We start from the raw sequence: 14,422 nt of genomic DNA, 5'->3' as shown, positions 1-14,422 counted from the left end.
CGTTTATGCGCACCAAATTAACCGTCAAGAATCCGAAGCCGGCGTCGCCGACTCGCGCCCCTGTCCGCTCCGGCAGCCTCGTCGCCCGCAAGGCGGTGCGCCCCGCTGCGCCGCCCGCCGCAGACAAGCCGGCCCGCCCGAAGAAGGCGTCTGCGGCAGCCGCCGGCGAACGCCCGTTCAAGCCGCGCGGCGCCGCAGGCGTCGAGCGCGCGGGTGCGGATCGCGCACCGGCCCAGCGTGCGCCGCGTGACGGCGGTGCCGAACGCGGCCCGCGCGCCCCGTATCGCGACAACGCGACCGGCGAAGGCGCGAAGCGCAGCTTCGGCGACCGTCGCACATCGTCGGATCGCCCACCGCGCCGCAGCGACGACGATGCGCGCCCGCGTCGTGCTGCCGACGAAGGCAAGCGTCCGTCCTACCGCGACAACGCAGCCGGCGAAGGCGCGAAGCGCGGCTTCGGCGACCGTCGCACGTCGTCCGATCGCCCGCCGCGCCGCAGCGACGACGCTGCACGGCCGCGTCGTGCGGGTGCCGACGAAGGCAAGCGCCCGTCCTATCGCGACAACGCAGCCGGCGAAGGCGCGAAGCGCAGCTTCGGTGATCGCCGCACGTCGTCCGATCGCCCGCCGCGCCGCAGCGACGACGATGCACGGCCGCGTCGTGCGGGTGCCGACGAAGGCAAGCGCCCGTCCTATCGCGACAAGACAGCCGGCGAAGGCACGAAGCGCAGCTATGGCGATCGCCGCACGTCGTCCGATCGCCCGCCGCGCCGCAGCGACGACGATGCGCGTCCCCGTCGCACAGCAGGTACTGACGACAGCAAGCGTCCGTCCTATCGCGACAAGACAGCCGGCGAAGGCGCGAAGCGCAGCTTCGGCGACCGCCCGACCCGCCCCGCGCGCGACGGCGAGCGCCGTTCGTTCGGCGCGGTGAAGACCGCGCAACCCGTCAAGCGCGCGGCGGCCGACGTCGGCTACGGCGACGAAACGGGCTTGATGCGCCTGTCGAAGCGGATGTCCGAACTCGGCATGTGCTCGCGCCGCGAAGCCGACGAATGGATCGAAAAGGGCTGGGTGCTCGTCGACGGCGAACGCATCGACACGCTCGGCACCAAGGTGCGCGCCGACCAGAAGATCGAGATCGACGAGCGCGCGAGCGCGGCACAGGCCGCGCAAGTGACGATCCTGCTGCACAAGCCGGTCGGCTACGTGTCGGGCCAGGCGGAAGACGGCTACGAGCCGGCCGCCGTGCTGATCACGCGCGCGAACCGCTGGAGCGGCGATCATTCGCCGGTGCGGTTCTCGCCGCAGCACCTGCATGCGCTCGCACCGGCCGGCCGTCTCGACATCGACTCCACCGGCCTGCTCGTGCTGACGCAGAACGGCGTGATCGCGAAGCAGCTGATCGGCGAGCAGTCGGACATCGACAAGGAATACCTGGTGCGCGTGCGCTTCGGCGAACGACTGATCGACATCGACCAGCACTTCCCCGCGGAATCGCTCGCGAAGCTGCGCCACGGCCTCGAGCTCGACGGCGTGGCGCTGAAGCCCGCGCTGGTGAGCTGGCAGAACGGCGAGCAGTTGCGGTTCGTGCTGCGCGAAGGCAAGAAGCGCCAGATTCGCCGCATGTGCGAACTGGTCGGCCTCGACGTGATCGGCCTGAAGCGTGTGCGGATGGGCCGCGTGATGCTCGGCGCACTGCCGCAAGGCCAATGGCGCTACCTGTCCGCCGACGAGACGTTCTAAGCTCGCGCACGTAACGTGCGCCCGCCATGAAAAAAACCCGCGCAAGCGGGTTTTTTCTTTTCCGCGGGAGCACGGCCGATCAGTCGTCGTCGGCCGGATCGAGCCCCGGGAACAACACCTCGGTAAAGCCGAAGCGCGTGAAGTCGGTAATCCGCATCGGATACAGCTTGCCGATCAGGTGATCGTATTCGTGCTGGACCACGCGCGCGTGGAACCCCTCGGCGACACGATCGATCTTCTCGCCGAACTGGTCGAAGCCGCTGTAGCGCACCTTCGCGTAGCGACTGACGACGCCGCGCATGCCCGGCACCGACAGGCAGCCTTCCCAGCCCTCTTCCATGTCCGGCGGCATGTACTCGATCTTCGGGTTGATCAGCACGGTCTCGGGCACCGGCGGCGCATCCGGGTAGCGGTTGTTGTTGCCGAAGCCGAAGATGATGATCTGCAGCCCGATGCCGATCTGCGGCGCGGCCAGCCCGGCGCCGTTCGCATGGTGCATCGTCTCGAACATGTCCGCGACGATCTCGTGCAGCTCGGCCGTATCGAACCGCTCGACCGGCTGGGCGATTTCGAGCAGGCGCGGATCGCCCATCTTCAGGATCTCGCGAATCATGGCGTATTGCCCTCCAGGAGTTGGTGCAGACCGTCTTCGTCCAGCACGGGGATGCCGAGTTCCTCGGCTTTCGCGAGCTTGCTGCCGGCTTCGGCGCCCGCGACCACGTAGTCCGTCTTCTTCGATACCGAACCGGCCACCTTGGCGCCCGCCGCTTCGAGCATCTCCTTCGCCGCATCGCGCGTGAGATTCGGCAGCGTGCCCGTCAGCACGACGGTCTTGCCGGCGAGCACGCCCTGCGGCGCCTTCGGCGCGGGCGGCCCTTCCGGCCACGTGACCTTGCCCGGTGCGCGCAACTGCTCGATCACGGTCCGGTTGTGCTCCTCCGCGAAGAACTGGTGGAGCGACTCGGCGACGATCGGCCCGACGTCGTTGACTTCGAGCAGTTCCTCGATCGAGGCGTCCATGATCGGCGTCAGCGAGCCGAAATGCTTCGCGAGATCCTTCGCGGTCGATTCGCCGACATGGCGGATGCCGAGCCCGTAGATGAAGCGCGCGAGCGTCGTATGCTTCGCCTTCTCGAGCGAGTCGAGCAGATTCTGCGCGGACTTCTCCGCGAACCGGTCGAGTTCGGCCAGCGTCGCGAAGCCGAGATTGAACAGGTCTGCCGGCGTACGTACCAGATTCAGCTCGACGAGCTGGTCGATGATCTTCTCGCCGAGGCCGTCGATATCGAGCGCGCGGCGCTGCGCGAAATGCCACAGCGCCTGCTTGCGCTGCGCCGGGCAGAACAGCCCGCCCGTGCAGCGCGCGATCGCCTCGTCCGGCAGGCGCTCGATCTTCGAGCCGCACACCGGGCATTCGGTCGGCATCACGAATTCGGCCGCATCCGCCGGGCGCCGGTCGAGCAGCGCGCCGACGACTTCCGGAATCACGTCGCCCGCGCGGCGCACGATCACAGTGTCGCCGATCCGGATGTCCTTGCGGCGCACTTCGTCCTCGTTGTGCAGCGTCGCGTTGGTCACGGTCGCGCCGCCGACGAACACCGGCTCGAGACGCGCGACCGGCGTGATCGCGCCGGTACGGCCGACCTGCACGTCGATCGCGACGAGCTTCGTCAGCGCTTCCTGCGCAGGAAACTTGTGTGCGAGCGCGAAGCGCGGCGCACGCGACACGAAGCCGAGCCGCTCCTGCTCGTCGCGCCGGTTGACCTTGTAGACGACGCCGTCGATGTCGTACGGCAGCGCATCGCGCTTCTCGCCGACCTTGCGGAAGAACCCGAGCAGGCCGTCGGCGCCGTGCACGACCGCGCGCTCGCGGTTCACCGGCAGGCCGAACGCCTCGTACCAGTCGAGCAGCGCGCTGTGCGTGTCGGGCATCGGCATGCCGTCGAGCACGCCGATCCCATATGCGAAGAACGACAGCGGACGCTGCGCGGTGATCTTCGGGTCGAGCTGGCGCAGGCTGCCCGCCGCCGCGTTGCGCGGGTTCGCGAATTCGCGCTGCCCGGCCGCGCGTTGACGTTCGTTCAGGCGTGCGAAATCGCGCTTGAACATCAGCACCTCGCCGCGCACGTCGAGCACGGCCGGCACGTGCTTGCCCTTCAGTTTCAGCGGAATCGAGCGGATCGTGCGCACGTTCTCGGTCACGTCCTCGCCCGTCGTCCCGTCGCCGCGCGTCGATGCCTGCACGAACACGCCGCGCTCGTAGCGCAGCGAAATCGCGAGGCCGTCGAACTTCAGTTCGCACGCGTATTCGACGGGGTCCGTCACCGAGCCGGCGAGATCGGTCGTCTTGGCCAGCGCGTCGGCGACGCGCTTGTCGAACGCGACGATGTCCTCGTCGGCGAAGCCGTTGTTCAGCGACAGCATCGGCGCATCGTGGACGACCGGCGTGAAGCCGCCGGCCGCTTCGCCGCCGACGCGCTGCGTCGGCGAATCGGGCGTCACGAGTTCGGGATGGTCGGTTTCGAGCTGCTGCAGCTCACGGAACAGCCGGTCGTATTCGGCGTCCGGCAGATCCGGCTGGTCGAGCACGTAATAGGCGTAGTTCGCCCGCTCGAGTTGGTCGCGCAGCCACGCGGCGCGCGCGTCGGGCTGGCTGGCTGGCGGTTCGGCTTGGGTTCGGGCCATGCTGGCGGCAGATTCGTTCTGAAAAAATCGGATACCCGATTATCTCAGTTTGACGCCGCGGCGGGGCGCGCAATGCGGGCCTGATGACGTGCTGCGGCGCACACGAAACGGTGTGCGCCGCAGCGGCGAACGACGGCGCCGCCGACCGCCGTCCGCGCCGTCGCGTTACTGGCTGAAGAGGCGCCGCGTGACCGGCGAACCGGCCGGGATGCCGGCTTCCTCGAGCTTCGCGTACAGCTTCATCAGTTGCTGCTCGATCGCGAGCAGCGTCGACTCCGGCAGCGGCCGGCGCGAATCGTCGACGACGCGTGCGCCGATCCGCTCGGACAGCGATTTCGCGTAATCGCACATCAGCCGGAACGGCAGGATGTCCTCTTCGGCCACCGGCACGTCGAGCACCAGCGTGATCATGTTGCCGCCCTTGTACGTCAGGTCGTCGCGCAGGAAGTTCGTATCGCCGAACTGCAGCATGAACACCGGGTTCTGCTTCGCGTCGAGCTTCACGAAGCGCGTGCCGTCGCGCGACAGCAGCAGCCCGTCCTGGGAAGCGACCGCCTGCACGTAGTTCGCGGACCACGGCGCGCCGTCCGACATCACGTTGATCGACAGCTGTGCATCGCATTGCGCGGCAAACGCGTCGAGCTCGCGCGCCATCGCGACCGTTTCCATCATGTCCGGGAATTCCGGCGCGCCGTCGATCGCGTCGGCGAACTGCTGGACGCCCGTCACGAATTCGGAGAATTCGAGCTCGTTCAGCGCGCCGCTGCGGTTCGCGAGCTGCGCGGCCGCGCGCAGCTCTTCATAGCGCACGCCGTTCTGCAACAGCTCCCACTGGCCGCCTTCCGGCTTGCCTTCGATATGCACGGGCTTGCTGCCCGCACGGCGCAGCCGCTGCGCGGCCGGCAGGATCTTATCGCCCGGCAGCGGACCGGTGAGGCGGATCGGTACGATGCAGTCGATCCGGCGGTCGACGATCGCGGGCGGCGCCGACGAGACCGTCGTCGCGGCCGGCATCACCGGTTCGGTCGGCTCGGCCGATTCGGCCGCCGCTTCGCGTGCGGCGGCGGGCACGGCTTCTTCACCGGCAGCCGGTTCGGTCGATTCGGACGACGTGTCGACGCCCGTCGCCTCGGCCTGCAGGTCGGCCGGCATATCGGCCGGCGCCGCACCGCCGGCGGCCCCGCCGAACGTCGGCTCGACGCGCGCGGCGTCGGCCGCAGTCGCCGTCGCGGTCGGTGCCGCGGGCTCGCGGCGCACCGGCTGACGCACCGGCTCGATGAACGGCAACTCTTCGTCGCGCTCCGGGCGGTTCATCGCCTCGGTCGCTTCCTCCGGCATCGGACGCGGCATCCTGCGCCGCACCTTCGCGCCCTGCCATGCGTTGTAGACCACGACGCCGCCCACCACGACGGCGCCCGCGCCGATCAAACCGAGTGTCAACTCGTCCATGCACGCTCCATCAGCAATTCTTTTTCGTCGGGACCGCGAACGGGCGCCCATGCGCCGCGCGAACGCGGTCCGGTTTCGTCAAACGTCAATTCTGGGCAAAACCCGCGGCGGTTTCCATGTCCACCGCAACGATCCGCGACACGCCCTGCTCCTGCATCGTCACGCCGATCAGTTGCTGCGCCATTTCCATCGCGATCTTGTTGTGCGAGATGAACAGGAACTGCGTCTTGTCGGACATCGCGCGCACGAGATTCGCGAAACGCTCGGTGTTCGCGTCGTCCAGCGGCGCGTCGACCTCGTCGAGCAGACAGAACGGTGCCGGGTTCAACTGGAACATCGCGAACACCAGCGCGGTCGCGGTCAGCGCCTTCTCGCCGCCCGACAGCAGGTGAATCGTCGCGTTCTTCTTGCCGGGCGGCTGCGCCATCACCTGCACGCCGGCATCGAGAATTTCGTCGCCCGTCATGATCAGCTTCGCCTGGCCGCCACCGAACAGGCGCGGGAACAGGTCGCTGAAATGACGGTTGACCTCGTCGAAGGTGCCCTGCAGCAGCGTGCGGGTTTCCTGGTCGATCTTGTGGATCGCATCCTCGAGCGTCGTGATCGCGTCGATCAGGTCGGCCGATTGCGCATCGAGGAACACCTTGCGCTCGCTCGCGGCCTTCAGCTCGTCGAGCGCGGCCATGTTGACCGGGCCGAGCGCATTGATCGCGTTGTTCAGGCGCGTGACTTCGCCCTGCAGGTACGACGGCTTCAGATCCGGCGTCAGCTTCGCGGCCAGCGCGGCCTCGTCGACCTCGGCGGCCGCGAGCTGCTCGGCGAATTGCTCGACGGACAGGCGCGCGGCCTGCTCCTTCAGCTGCAGCTCGGTGATGCGGTCGCGCAGCGGCTGCAGCGAACGCTCGGCGACGAGCCGCTGCTCGTCCGACGCGCGCAGCTTCGCGGTCAGGTCGTCGAGCTCGATCCGCGCGGCCTGCAGCGCCTCTTCCTTCACCGCGCGAATCTCGAGCGCGTCCTGCAGGCCGGTGTGCGCGGTCTGCTCGTTGATCGTCTCGAGTTCGGCGCGCGCGTCTTCCAGCGACGCGGCGACGCGCTCGCTCTGCTCATGCGCCACCTGGATCGTGCGCTTGAGTTCGTCGATCCGCGTCACCGCGTTGCGTGCGGCGAAGCGCGCGTCGTTGGCGCCGCGCTCCAGGTCGCGCGCTTCCTGACGCGCCTGCGTCAGCGATTCGTCGAGCGACTCGAACGCGAGCTGATTGTCCTCGAAGCGGGCCTGCAGTTCCGCGAGCTCGCCGTCGAAGCGCTCGAAATTCGCTTCCGACTCCGCGCGCAGCGCACGCTGCTCCTCGATCTGCGCGCCGATTTCCTCGAGTTCCTCGCGGATCTGCGTGCTGCGCTGCGTATAGCGTTCGTGCGCCTGTGCGAGCTTCAGCACGTCCATCTGCAGCGCATGCACGCGCTGCGTCGCGCGTTCGGCCTGCGCGCGCACGTCGCCGAGCGCCTGCGTGGCCTGGGTGTGCGCGGCTTCCGCACGCACGGCAGCCGTGCGCGCCTCGTCGGCGAGCAGCGCCTGCGCACGCACCTGGCGCGCCAGGTTTTCGATTTCCTGCTGGCGGGCCAGCATCCCGGCCTGCTCCGAATCGGCGGCGTACAACTGCACGCCGACGCGCGTGACGATATGGCCGGCCTTGACGACGAACGCGCCGCCTGCCGGCAGCTGCGTGCGCGTCGCGAGCGCCTGCGCGACGTCGTCGGCGACATAGACGTTGCCGAGCCAGTCGTTCAGCACCGCGCGGATGCCCGCGTCGTCGATGCGCACGAGCGACAGCACCGGCCGCAGCCCGGCCATGGCGGCGGGCGGCTCGCCGGCCGCGGGCGGCGCGTAGAACGCGAGCTTCGCGGGCGGCGCATCGGTCGCGAATGCCTTCACCCAGTCGAGATTCGATACTTCGAGCGCGGCGAGACGCTCGCGCAGCACGGCCTCGAGCGCCGCTTCCCAGCCGGCCTCGACGTGCAGCTTCTTCCACAGACGCGGCAGCGCGCCGAGCTCGTGCTTGTCGAGCCACGGCTGGATCTTGCCTTCGGTCTGCACGTTCTCCTGCAGTTGCTTGAGTGCGGCGAGCCGCGCCTCGAGCTGGTGGATCTGCGCGCTTTCGGCCTGCACGCGCTCCTGCGCGGCACGGCGCTCGCCGTCGAGGCGCGGCAGCGCCTCCTGCGCATCGCTCAGACGTGCCTGCGCTTGCGCGAGGATCTCTTCCTGCTCGGCGAGCTGCATGCGCAACTCCTCGAGCTGCGCTTCATCGGGCGCATCCAGCCCGCCCGCCTCCGCCTTCAGGCGCTCGTGGCGCTGCTGAAGCTGCTGGAGCTGCTGGTCGGCGTTGCGCTGGTGCGCGGCTTCGAGCTTCAGCGACTGCTCGGTCTGCGCGATCCGCGCGCGCTCGTCGTTGAGCTGCGCCTGCGCGTCGCGCCACTTCGCTTCGAGCGCCGGCAGCGCATCGTGCTTCGCGGCCGCGTTGTCTTCGGCGAGCGCGGCCTTCTCGTCAGCCATCGCGCGCGCCTCTTCGGCCTCCTCGAGCTCGTCCTGCGACTTCTCGGCCTGCGCGCGCCACTGCTCGCGCTGTGCGTTCAGCGCGGCGATCTGCGCCTGCACGCGATTGCGCGATTCGACGATGAACTTGATCTCGGCTTCGAGGCGGCTCACCTCGGCGTTCGCCTCGTAGAGCGCGCCCTGCGCGCCCTGCATCGCGTCGCTCGCCGAGTAGTGCGCGACGCGCAGCGTCTCGAGCTGCGCCTCGACTTCGCGCAGCTTCGCCGTCTGCGCTTCGAGGTCGATCTGCGCCTGCTCGATCGCACGCTGCTGCTTCTGCTGCTCGCCGGCGGCCTCATTCTTGCGCAGCAGCCACAGCAGGCGCTGCTTCTCCTCGCCGTCGGCGACGAGTTCCTTGTACTTGGTCGCGACCACAGCCTGCGCCTCGAGCTTCTCGAGGTTCGCGCCGAGTTCGCGCACGATGTCCTCGACGCGCGTCAGGTTCTCGCGCGTGTCGTGCAGACGGTTCTCGGTTTCGCGGCGGCGTTCCTTGTACTTCGACACGCCCGCGGCTTCCTCGAGGAACACGCGCAGCTCTTCCGGCTTCGCCTCGATGATCCGCGCGATCATGCCCTGCCCGATGATCGCGTACGCACGCGGCCCGAGGCCGGTGCCGAGGAAGATGTCCTGGATGTCGCGGCGGCGCGCCGGCAGGTTGTTGATGTAGTAGCTCGACGTGCCGTCGCGCGTCAGCACGCGCTTGACGGCGATCTCGCCGTACTGGCCCCACTGCCCGGCCGCGCGGCCGTCGGAGTTGTCGAAGATCAGTTCGACGCTGGCCCGGCTGCCGGGCTTGCGGGCGGTCGAACCGTTGAAGATCACGTCCTGCATCGATTCGCCGCGCAGCTCGGACGCGCGCGACTCACCGAGCACCCAGCGCACGGCATCGATGATGTTGGATTTGCCGCATCCGTTCGGGCCGACCACGCCGACGAGCTGGCCCGGAACCTGGAAATGCGTGGGATCGACGAAGGATTTGAAGCCAGCGAGTTTGATCGAGCTCAGACGCACGGCGGTATCGGATGTGAAGAAGGTGTGAAACGGACGGGGCCGCACGGCGCGGGGCCGGAGAGCCCCTGCGCGCCACGCGCCCCGGAATTCAAAAACGGGGCCGCGCGCATCCAGCGTTGGGCCCCGCAAACGGCTTCCATCATACCATCGCGCGTGCGCCGTCCCGACCGTCGCCGGGTTTGTCCGGTGCCGGCGCGGCACGATGGACCCGGCTCGACAGCAGCGTCGCCAGCACGACGCACATGCCGCCCGCCCACTCGCGCGCGCTCGGCAGCTCGTTCGCGAACACCCACGCCGACAGCGCGGTGATCACGATCTCGAACAGCATGATGATCGACGCACGGTTCGCCGGCACGCGCGCGAGGCCGTACTGGACGAGCAGGTTGTTCGACGCCATCGTCACGCCGATCGCCGCGACGATCAGCGCGGCGACGCCCAACTGACCGCTCGCCGGCGCGGCCGGCAACCCTTCGAACAGCGACGCGATCGCGCCGAACACGGCCGCGCCGCCGAACAGCGTCGCGGTGCGCATTTCGGCGCGCATGTCGGGCAGCTCGCGGCTCGCCTTGATCACCAGCACGTTGCTCATCGCGAAGCTCAGCCCGGCCGCGAGGCCCGCCCATTCGGCCGGGTTGGCCGGCAGCGGCAAGCCGAGCGCCGGCGACCACAGCATCAGCATCGCACCGCCGATCGACAGCGCGGCCAGCCCTGCGCCCGCCCAGGTCAGCCGCTCGCGCAGCAGGAAGTGCGCGTAGATCGCGGTCCAGGCCGGCGTCAGGTAGAACAGCAGCATCACGCGCAGCACCTCGCCGTGGATCGTGCCCCATACGAACCCGAGGTTCGTCACGCCGGCCGTCACCGCGATGCCCGGCAGCACCCAGTGCCAGCGCAGCGTCGCGATCGTGCGGTGCCGCGCGACGATCACGAACAGGAACGCGACGAGGCTCGTCAGCGCGCTCGCGAGCGTGCCCGTCACGCCGAGCGATGCGAGGATCCGCAGCGGATACCAGATCAGGCCCCATACCGACGCGCCGATCAGGATGGCCAGCGTCGGCAGGCTGCCGCGTACCGCGTTGTTCATTTGGTTCGATACCCTTTATTCGACCGGCACGGCCGCCGCGCCGGCAGGCCGTGACCGCATTTCGTCACGTTATAATCGTCCGCTGCGACCCGCGCGCCCGCCGCGCCCGTTCGCAGCCGCGCGGCGCGCCCGCCGCTTCTTTCGCTCCAACCGGCCGCGATGGCCGCTTCGCCCGTGAACCCTCGACTCGACTCGCTTCAGCCCTATCCCTTCGAAAAGCTGCGCGCCCTGTTCAAGGACGTGACGCCTTCCGGCGACCTCAAACCGATCAGCTTCGGCATCGGCGAGCCCAAACACGCGACGCCGGCACTGATCCACGACGCCGTGGTGGCCGCGCTCGACGGCCTCGCGTCGTACCCGGCCACGGCCGGCTCGGATGCGCTGCGCACGTCGATCGCGCACTGGCTCGAGCGCCGCTACGGGCTGCCGGCGATCGATCCGGCCACGCAGGTGCTGCCGGTGTCGGGCTCGCGCGAGGCGCTGTTCTCGCTCGCGCAGACCGTGATCGACGCACGGCCGTCCGCGCACGGCGAGAAGGCGATCGTACTCTGTCCGAATCCCTTCTATCAAATTTACGAAGGCGCGGCCCTCCTGGCCGGTGCCGAACCCTATTTCGCGAACAGCGACCCGGCGCGCAACTTCGCGTGCGACTATGCGGCCGTGCCCGACGAAGTGTGGGCGCGTACGCAGCTCCTGTATGTGTGCTCGCCCGGCAACCCGACGGGCGCCGTGCTGACGCTCGACGACTGGCGCGAGCTGTTCGCGCTGTCGGACCGCCACGGTTTCGTGATCGCGTCCGACGAGTGCTATTCGGAAATCTATTTCGACGAAGCGGCGCCGCCGCTCGGCGGCCTCGAGGCCGCGCACCGACTCGGCCGCGGCTTCGAGCGGCTCGTGATGCTGTCGAGCCTGTCGAAGCGCTCGAACGTGCCGGGCATGCGCTCGGGCTTCGTCGCAGGCGACGCCGCGCTGCTGAAGAAATTCCTGCTGTACCGCACGTACCACGGCGCCGCGCTGTCGCCGGTCTGGCAGCACGCGAGCATCGCCGCGTGGAACGACGAGGCGCACGTGCGCGAGAATCGCGCGATGTACGTGCAGAAGTTCGATACGGTCACGCCGATGCTCGCCGACGTGATCGACGTGAAACTGCCCGACGCCGCGTTCTACCTGTGGGCCGACGTGTCGCGCACCGGCCTGTCGGACACCGAGTTCGCCCGCCGCCTGTACGCCGACTATAATGTGACGGTTCTGCCCGGCTCGTACCTGGCGCGCGATGCGCACGGCACCAACCCGGGCCGCGATTTCATCCGGATCGCGCTCGTCGCGGGCACCCCCGAATGTGTCGAGGGCGCGCAACGCATCGTCGATTTCTGCCGCGCTCTCGCGCGGTAATCGTCCATCCCGATCAATTCCATCCATCTCCTGCGAAAACGAACATGTCGCAACAACTTCAGCAAATCATCGATACCGCCTGGGAAAACCGCGCCGAGCTGTCGCCGAAGGCCGCGCCCGCCGACGTCCGCGAAGCCGTCGCTCACGCGATCGAGCAGCTCGACCGCGGCGCACTGCGCGTCGCCGAGAAAATCGACGGCAACTGGACCGTGCACCAGTGGCTGAAGAAGGCCGTGCTGCTGTCGTTCCGCCTGGAGGACAACGCGCCGATGCCGGCCGGCGGTTACTCGCAGTTCTACGACAAGGTGCCGTCGAAGTTCGCGAACTACACGGCCGAAGACTTCGCCGCGGGCGGCTTCCGCGTCGTCCCGCCGGCCATCGCGCGCCGCGGCTCGTTCATCGCGAAGAACGTCGTGCTGATGCCGTCGTACACCAACATCGGCGCCTACGTCGACGAAGGCACGATGGTCGACACGTGGGCGACGGTCGGTTCGTGCGCGCAGATCGGCAAGAACGTGCACCTGTCGGGCGGCGTCGGCATCGGCGGCGTGCTCGAACCGCTGCAGGCGAACCCGGTCATCATCGAAGACAACTGCTTCATCGGCGCGCGCTCGGAAGTCGTCGAAGGCGTGATCGTCGAGGAAAACTCGGTGATCTCGATGGGCGTGTATCTCGGCCAGAGCACGAAGATCTACGACCGCGAGACGGGCGAAGTGAGCTACGGCCGCATCCCGGCCGGCTCGGTCGTCGTCGCAGGCAACCTGCCGTCGAAAGACGGCTCGCACAGCCTGTACTGCGCGGTGATCGTGAAGAAGGTCGACGCGAAGACGCGTGCGAAGGTCGGCCTGAACGAGCTGCTGCGAGGCGACTGATGGCGAAGCCGCACACCGTGGTCGTCTACGGCATCCCGAACTGCGACACCGTGAAGAAGGCCCGTGTGTGGCTCGACGATCACGGCGTCGAATTCGAGTTCCACGATTTCAAGAAGCTCGGCGTCAGCGCGCCGCTGATCGAAGACTGGCTGAAGGACGTGTCGCTCGACGCGCTCGTGAACAAGCGCGGCACCACGTGGCGCGGCCTGGACGACGCGATGAAGGCCGCCGCCGAAACGAAGACCGGCGCGGTCGCGCTGATGATCCACAAGCCGTCGGTCATCAAACGCCCCGTGCTCGTCGTCAACGGTCGCGTGAAATCGCTCGGCTTCGTGGCCGATCAATACGCGGCGCTGTTTGCCGCATAAGGCCGCCCGCGCGGCGCCTGCAGGCGCCGCCCGACGCCCTGTCGCTGCCGGCCACCGCGCCGGCATTTTTTATCGAAAGTGGTCCGAACCATGTCCGCCACCCTAGCCCTTACCGAACAACTGATCGCCCGCGCGTCCGTGACGCCCGACGACCAGCATTGCCAGCAGATCATGACCGAGCGCCTCGCCGCGCTCGGCTTCGAATGCGAGACCATCGCGTCGCACGGCGTGACCAACCTGTGGGCCGTCAAGCGCGGCACCGACGGCCGCGACGGCAAGCTGCTCGCATTCGCGGGCCACACCGACGTCGTGCCGACCGGCCCGCTCGAACAGTGGACCTCGCCGCCGTTCATCCCCGCCCATCGCGACGGCAAGCTGTACGGCCGCGGCGCGGCCGACATGAAGACGTCGCTCGCGGCGTTCGTCGTCGCATCCGAGGAATTCGTCGCGGCCCATCCCGGCCACCGCGGCGCGATCGCGTTCCTGATCACGAGCGACGAGGAAGGCCCGGCCACCGACGGCACCGTGAAGGTCGTCGAACTGCTGCAGGCACGCGGCGAGCGGCTCGACTACTGCATCGTCGGCGAGCCGACGTCGAGCGCCGAGCTCGGCGACGTCGTCAAGAACGGCCGCCGCGGATCGATGTCCGGCGAACTCGTCGTCAAGGGCGTGCAAGGCCACATCGCATATCCGCACCTCGCGAAGAACCCGATCCACCTGCTCGCGCCGGCACTCGCCGAGCTCGCGGCCGAACAGTGGGACGAAGGCAACGAATACTTCCCGCCGACCACCTGGCAGGTGTCGAACCTGCATGCCGGCACCGGCGCGACCAACGTGATCCCCGGCCACGCCGACCTGCTGTTCAACTTCCGCTTCTCGACCGCGAGCACGGTCGAGGGCCTGCAGGCCCGCGTGCACGCGATCCTCGACAAGCACGGCCTCGAATACACGCTGAAGTGGTCGGTGAGCGGCCTGCCGTTCCTCACGCCGCGCGGCGAACTGTCGGGCGCGCTGGAAAACGCGATCCGCGCCGAGACCGGCATCACGACCGAGCTGTCGACGACGGGCGGCACGTCGGACGGCCGCTTCATCGCGCGCATCTGCCCGCAGGTGATCGAGTTCGGCCCGCCGAACGGCAGCATCCACAAGATCGACGAGCATATCGAGGTGCGCTTCGTCGACCCGCTGAAGAACGTGTACCGACGCGTGCTCGAACAACTGATCGCCTGACG

10 protein-coding genes are annotated in these 14,422 nt (G+C 68.6%); 5 read left to right on the top strand and 5 right to left on the bottom strand.

Annotation, left to right across the window (positions count from 1 at the left end; all coding sequences use genetic code 11):
• Positions 1–5 precede the first annotated feature (5 nt).
• Positions 6–1,745 carry a pseudouridine synthase gene (locus WT24_RS32650; RefSeq protein WP_082742160.1) on the top strand — a complete coding sequence of 580 codons (1,740 nt, stop codon included), beginning with the start codon at positions 6–8 and terminating at the stop codon, positions 1,743–1,745.
• Between the two features lie 79 nt (positions 1,746–1,824).
• Here WT24_RS32650 and def read toward each other — a convergent pair whose 3' ends face one another.
• The 5 genes from def to WT24_RS12430 form a co-directional block, all read right to left on the bottom strand.
• Positions 1,825–2,358: a peptide deformylase gene (gene def, locus WT24_RS12450; RefSeq protein WP_034207668.1), complete on the bottom strand. Its 534-nt coding sequence runs from the start codon at positions 2,356–2,358 to the stop codon at positions 1,825–1,827.
• Complete coding sequence (ligA, locus tag WT24_RS12445) at positions 2,355–4,430, bottom strand: NAD-dependent DNA ligase LigA (protein WP_059505897.1); 2,076 nt, start codon at positions 4,428–4,430, stop codon at positions 2,355–2,357. Before ligA ends, def begins: the two co-directional genes overlap by 4 nt.
• A gap of 165 nt (positions 4,431–4,595) precedes the next feature.
• Positions 4,596–5,879, bottom strand: coding sequence for a cell division protein ZipA C-terminal FtsZ-binding domain-containing protein (locus WT24_RS12440; protein ID WP_060033730.1), 1,284 nt, complete (start codon positions 5,877–5,879; stop codon positions 4,596–4,598).
• Positions 5,880–5,964: 85 nt separating this feature from the next.
• Positions 5,965–9,477, bottom strand: coding sequence for a chromosome segregation protein SMC (gene smc / locus WT24_RS12435; protein WP_060033728.1), 3,513 nt, complete (start codon positions 9,475–9,477; stop codon positions 5,965–5,967).
• A 139-nt stretch (positions 9,478–9,616) separates the two neighbouring features.
• Complete coding sequence (locus tag WT24_RS12430) at positions 9,617–10,558, bottom strand: DMT family transporter (protein WP_060033726.1); 942 nt, start codon at positions 10,556–10,558, stop codon at positions 9,617–9,619.
• Between the two features lie 159 nt (positions 10,559–10,717).
• Here WT24_RS12430 and dapC point away from each other — a divergent pair, with 159 nt between their 5' ends.
• The 4 genes from dapC to dapE all read left to right on the top strand — a co-directional run bounded on the left by dapC (position 10,718) and on the right by dapE (position 14,420).
• Entirely contained in the window at positions 10,718–11,950 is a 1,233-nt protein-coding gene (gene dapC, locus WT24_RS12425; protein ID WP_060033724.1) for a succinyldiaminopimelate transaminase, read from the top strand.
• A gap of 44 nt (positions 11,951–11,994) precedes the next feature.
• Positions 11,995–12,822: a 2,3,4,5-tetrahydropyridine-2,6-dicarboxylate N-succinyltransferase gene (dapD, locus tag WT24_RS12420; RefSeq protein ID WP_006759623.1), complete on the top strand. Its 828-nt coding sequence runs from the start codon at positions 11,995–11,997 to the stop codon at positions 12,820–12,822.
• The gene (locus tag WT24_RS12415; protein ID WP_006478478.1) at positions 12,822–13,190 is read left to right on the top strand and encodes an ArsC family reductase; all 369 of its coding nucleotides are present in this window, start codon (positions 12,822–12,824) and stop codon (positions 13,188–13,190) included. The genes dapD and WT24_RS12415 overlap by 1 nt, the downstream gene beginning before the upstream one ends.
• Before the next feature lie 90 nt (positions 13,191–13,280).
• Positions 13,281–14,420: a succinyl-diaminopimelate desuccinylase gene (gene dapE, locus WT24_RS12410; RefSeq protein ID WP_060033721.1), complete on the top strand. Its 1,140-nt coding sequence runs from the start codon at positions 13,281–13,283 to the stop codon at positions 14,418–14,420.
• Positions 14,421–14,422 lie beyond the last annotated feature (2 nt).

The sequence above is a fragment of the Burkholderia sp. MSMB1078WGS genome (assembly GCF_001528895.1).
Classification (GTDB): Bacteria; Pseudomonadota; Gammaproteobacteria; order Burkholderiales; family Burkholderiaceae; genus Burkholderia.
Note: the sequence above shows the minus strand (reverse complement) of the source record. Positions and strands in the feature narration are given on the sequence as shown.